The sequence below is a fragment of the candidate division KSB1 bacterium genome, assembly GCA_022562085.1.
Taxonomy (GTDB): domain Bacteria; phylum Zhuqueibacterota; class Zhuqueibacteria; order Oceanimicrobiales; family Oceanimicrobiaceae; genus Oceanimicrobium.
In genome coordinates, this window is sequence record JADFPY010000374.1 from 1 (window position 1) to 4,294 (window position 4,294).

General features: G+C 42.3%; 4 protein-coding genes. 2 read left to right on the forward strand and 2 right to left on the reverse strand.

From position 1 onward, the window contains the following. On the reverse strand, nucleotides 1-546 hold a 546-nt coding region (locus IH879_20535; GenBank protein ID MCH7677317.1), incomplete at its 3' end, for a carboxypeptidase regulatory-like domain-containing protein. Nucleotides 547-787: 241 nt separating this feature from the next. Then, nucleotides 788-1,513 (reverse strand): HAD family hydrolase, encoded by a 726-nt coding sequence (locus tag IH879_20540; GenBank protein ID MCH7677318.1) that lies wholly within the window; start codon nucleotides 1,511-1,513, stop codon nucleotides 788-790. Nucleotides 1,514-1,744: 231 nt separating this feature from the next. Here IH879_20540 and IH879_20545 point away from each other — a divergent pair, with 231 nt between their 5' ends. Together IH879_20545 and IH879_20550 are read left to right on the forward strand one after the other, a co-directional pair. After that, nucleotides 1,745-3,895 carry a M1 family metallopeptidase gene (locus IH879_20545; GenBank protein MCH7677319.1) on the forward strand — a complete coding sequence of 717 codons (2,151 nt, stop codon included), beginning with the start codon at nucleotides 1,745-1,747 and terminating at the stop codon, nucleotides 3,893-3,895. 43 nt (nucleotides 3,896-3,938) lie between these two features. Next, the gene (locus tag IH879_20550) at nucleotides 3,939-4,181 is read left to right on the forward strand and encodes a DNA adenine methylase (GenBank protein MCH7677320.1); all 243 of its coding nucleotides are present in this window, start codon (nucleotides 3,939-3,941) and stop codon (nucleotides 4,179-4,181) included. Nucleotides 4,182-4,294 lie beyond the last annotated feature (113 nt).

Here is a 4,294-nt window from a genome sequence, read left to right on the forward strand (position 1 = left end):
ATACAGCCAATTTCTGCCGCCAAAGCTATAATTTCCATCGCTTCGTGGATCCAATCTTATGAGATCTCTGGTGCTGCGTTTAATCGAAGGGAGCTGCTGAATCTGCTCAGAGTTGATGAAAGTAGCCGCTCCGGTTCTGCCGGCGTTCAGGACTTCGTCTTGCTCGGCGATTACTTCAATCAGCTCCATTTCTATCGCTTCTTCCTGAAGTTTAAAATCAATTCTTACGGTCTGGGCCAAATTTACATAGATGTTCTCTTCTTTTTGAGTTTTATATCCGATGAAGGATACCGTAACGCTGTATGGACCTCCAATTCTCATGTTGCGAATGTCAAAGGCGCCGCCGTTTCGAACCGCAGTTCCGTAAGTGGTACCGCTTGGTTCATGGACGACAATCACATTAGCGCCGACGAGGGCTTCGCCTTGAGCATCTGTAACCAGGCCATTCATGGCGCCCGTGGTTACTCCTTGTGCAAAAACGCTGCCGGTTAAAAATAATGACAGACAAAAGACCAGTAGCAATTTGTTTCGTACTGATTTTGTCATCTCATCTCTCCTTTTTTGAGGTTATTAATTTAGTGATTTTTTAGACGATAAGATTCCCTAAGAAGGTAAGATTGAATAAAACAATATAAAAGGAAAATGTTACAAAAGCTTTAAGATTTTAAAGAAAATTAATTTTTTTTAAGAAAAGGAAATAGAAATAGTTTTATACTATATATGTGGAATTAATTTGTAAGATATACAATATATGCTAATTGTCAAGCTTTTTTTAACAGGAGGGAAATTAAATTTGAAAAAGTTTGATAATGTCGATTATTTCTTCGGTCTGGTTGGCGCGGTAATCCGGTTCCCAACTATTATTTCCGCTTTTATCCGAACCATATAAAGCTCCAATTGTTAGTATTTTTACTTCTGGTTTCTGTTCCCGGAGCACCCTGTTCGCGTTGGCCGCACATTTCACATCGGTTTCGTGATCACCAATGTAAAATACATACCCCGAAGCCAAGCCCGTCAGCTTTTCCAGGCACAGGAGCAGTCCATCAGGTTCGGGTTTTTGTTTTCGCATGTCAACTTCTTCATAGCCGACAACAAACTGAAACAGGTCAGATATTTTGTTCTCTGCCAAGGTTTGCTTGATGTGACTTTGAGAATTCATCGAGACGATCCCTTGCGGGAACTCTTTGAGTGATTTAATGACCCGGCCTAAACCAGGGAAAAATTCAATAGGCGTGTCATTTTGCAACTGGTATTCAGTCCAGAGGCTGCCCGCTCTATCTGTTTCTTCCTCGGAAAAGCCGTACTCGGCTTTATACATTTCCCGCCAGTTTTTGTAACTTCGATTAGCCAAATTGTAGGTTTCCAGAGACTGAAATATGGGAAAAGATTCAGCTTCTTTGCCGGTCAGGTCTGCAATGATTTGTTTAGCGACATTAAAATTCTTCCGGGAGGTGTCCACCAAAGTCCCATCGAAATCCCAGATAATTGCTTTTATTTTTTTGCTTAAGGTCATAACCGAGTTTGAGGAATTCAGCCTCAATAAGATTGCTCAGATCATCCCGATACTCATATTTTATTATTAATATGGGATCGAATAATGGAACTAACTTTAGGCCAATTCCGCTTGATTTTCATGTAAAATTCTCGCAACATTTAATTATTGTAATTGTCGAAATTAATATACTGTTTTCTATTTATTTTTTCAACTTTCATTTTATCTTATGGGTCATTTGGAGGAAATAATATGTACTATCTAAATTATGGTAAGATGTTATGTTTCATAGCAGTCCTTTTTATATCACAGAAGGTCATTGGCCAGGAAGTGCCGGTATTATTTCCGGAGCCGCTAAGTCCGCGAATCGCAAACTACAACATCGATGTAAGCCTTGATACGGAAAAACGGCTTTTGGACGGCAAGGAAGTGCTTGTCTGGCATAACAAAACTGGCAGTACTATCAAAGAATTGCAATTTCATCTTTACCTGAATGCTTTTAGAAACTCGAAGTCTACATTTATGGAGAGATCCGGAGGTTCACACCGCGGAAACAGGATCGAGAAGGATGGCTGGGGATTTATTGATGTTAACTCTTTTTTTCTGAAGTACCATAAGGATCAATCTGGACCGCTTCACTTAATTCAACCAAGAGATGCTTTGGAAGGCGGGGTAGATGCGATTGATTTAACCGCCGAAATGCAGTTTATTCAACCGGATAATAATAATGAAAACGATAAAACCGTATTTCGTGTGCCGCTACCAAAACCCTTGCCACCCGGTGAATCAGTAGAAATTGATATCAATTTTACGGCAAAACTTCCGTCACCGCCGTTTGCCCGAACCGGCGCAAAAGAGGAGTATTTTTTTGTAGGACAGTGGTTTCCAAAGATTGGAGTGTACACGGATGAGGGATGGAACACTCATCAGTTTCATGAAACCTCTGAGTTTTTTGCGGACTTTGGAGTTTATAATGTTCGCATGACGGTTCCCGAAGCCAACATCGTTGGCGCAACGGGAGTGGAAGTTTTGGTGACTAAAAACGGTGATGGCACCGCAACGCATTTTTACCATGCCGAAGATGTTCACGATTTCGCCTGGACCACCAGCCCTGAGTTTGTCGAGATTACGGGCAAAGCTCAGGATGTGGATATTCGAGTTTTGATGCAGCCCGATCATGCATATCAGGGTCAACGCCATCTCGATGCCGCCAAATTTTCAGTTGAATATTTTCAGAATTGGTATGGTGATTATCCTTTTCCAAACTTAACGGTTGTCGATCCCCGGCGTGGAGCGGGGGGATCCGGCGGAATGGAGTATCCAACGCTTATCACAGCGGGGACCGTTTACGGCCTGCCTGAAGGCTTGCGCTCAGTTGAAATGGTGATTCTGCATGAGTTCGGACATAATTACTGGTATCACCTTTTGGCATCCAATGAATTCGAAGAAAGCTGGATGGATGAAGGCATTAATTCTTATACTGAAATTCAGATTATGCAAGATGTTTTTGGTCCGGTTGGTGATTCGATTGATCTTTTTGGTATCAAGATTAACATCCAACAGGTCCACAGGATGCAATATATCAACCAGGCAGATCGCGACCCGATGGTAAGGCGCGCCTGGGAATATTATTCCGGAGGCAGTTACGGGACGAATTCATATTCAAAGCCCGCGATTGTGCTGACAACACTGCAAAACTATTTAGGCGAAGATTTGATGCTCAAAGTCATGCGGGAATATGTTAAGCGGTGGCGCTTTAAACACCCGAAGACGCAAGATTTCATCGCTGTCGTAAATGATGTTTCCGGCCAAAACCTCGACTGGTTTTTCGACCAGGCTTTTTTTTCAAACGCCCTGCTTGATTACAGCGTAACCAGTGTTCGTTCAAAAAAAGTAAAAAAGGCAAGCGGCTTTGACTTCGACATTTCGACGACGGAAGAAAAGCCGCTTTTAACGCAGGAAGTTGTCGAAACCGGTGAATTGGTGGCTTCCAAGGATGCGGTTCCAACGATGGACTTGGATTCAGCAACCACAAGTCCTGAGCAGGATGAAACACCTGAAATGTATTTCACTGAAGTGAAGGTGAGACGTCTCGGCGAGTTCAAATTCCCCGTTGAAATCGAAATGGTTTTTGAAAACGGCGAGACCATCCGCGAGCAATGGGACGGCCAGAAAATCTGGACAAAGTATAGCTACACAAAACCCACTAAACTCGTTTCGGCTACGGTCGATCCGGGCAACAAAATTCCAATTGATGTGAATATCACAAACAATGGTCGAACAATTGAGAAGCAGAGACTTGGAATCAACAAACTGTCGGCACGCTGGATGTTCTGGATGCAGTTCTTGTTAGACCAGCCGGAGTTTATGAATCTTTTTGCAGTGATGAATGATATATTCTAAATGATGAAAGTACATTCTTACAGCGCATTCATTTAAGAAAGGATTGAATAATGGTTTTCTCAAATACAATCAGTCAATATTTCAATGGGAAGATCAAATTCGGCTTGCAGACGTCGCGACGACCCTTTCAAATTTTGGCTGTAAAGTACTAGTTAGTAACGCTGATGCTCCCGCGATCCGAGCTCTATATCCGACATTTCATGTTATTACTATAGAACGTTCTTCAGTAATTGCTGCTTCTTCCCGACACCGAAAAACTGTTTCTGAATGTCTATTCGTGTCATAGGAATTGGATATGCTTAAGAATATAATGCCGAGAGACGAACTCGGTGGAATAGCACGAGCCAAAGCCCGCTCCTATATAACACGCACTGTTAACGAAAAAAGGGTCGAAAAATT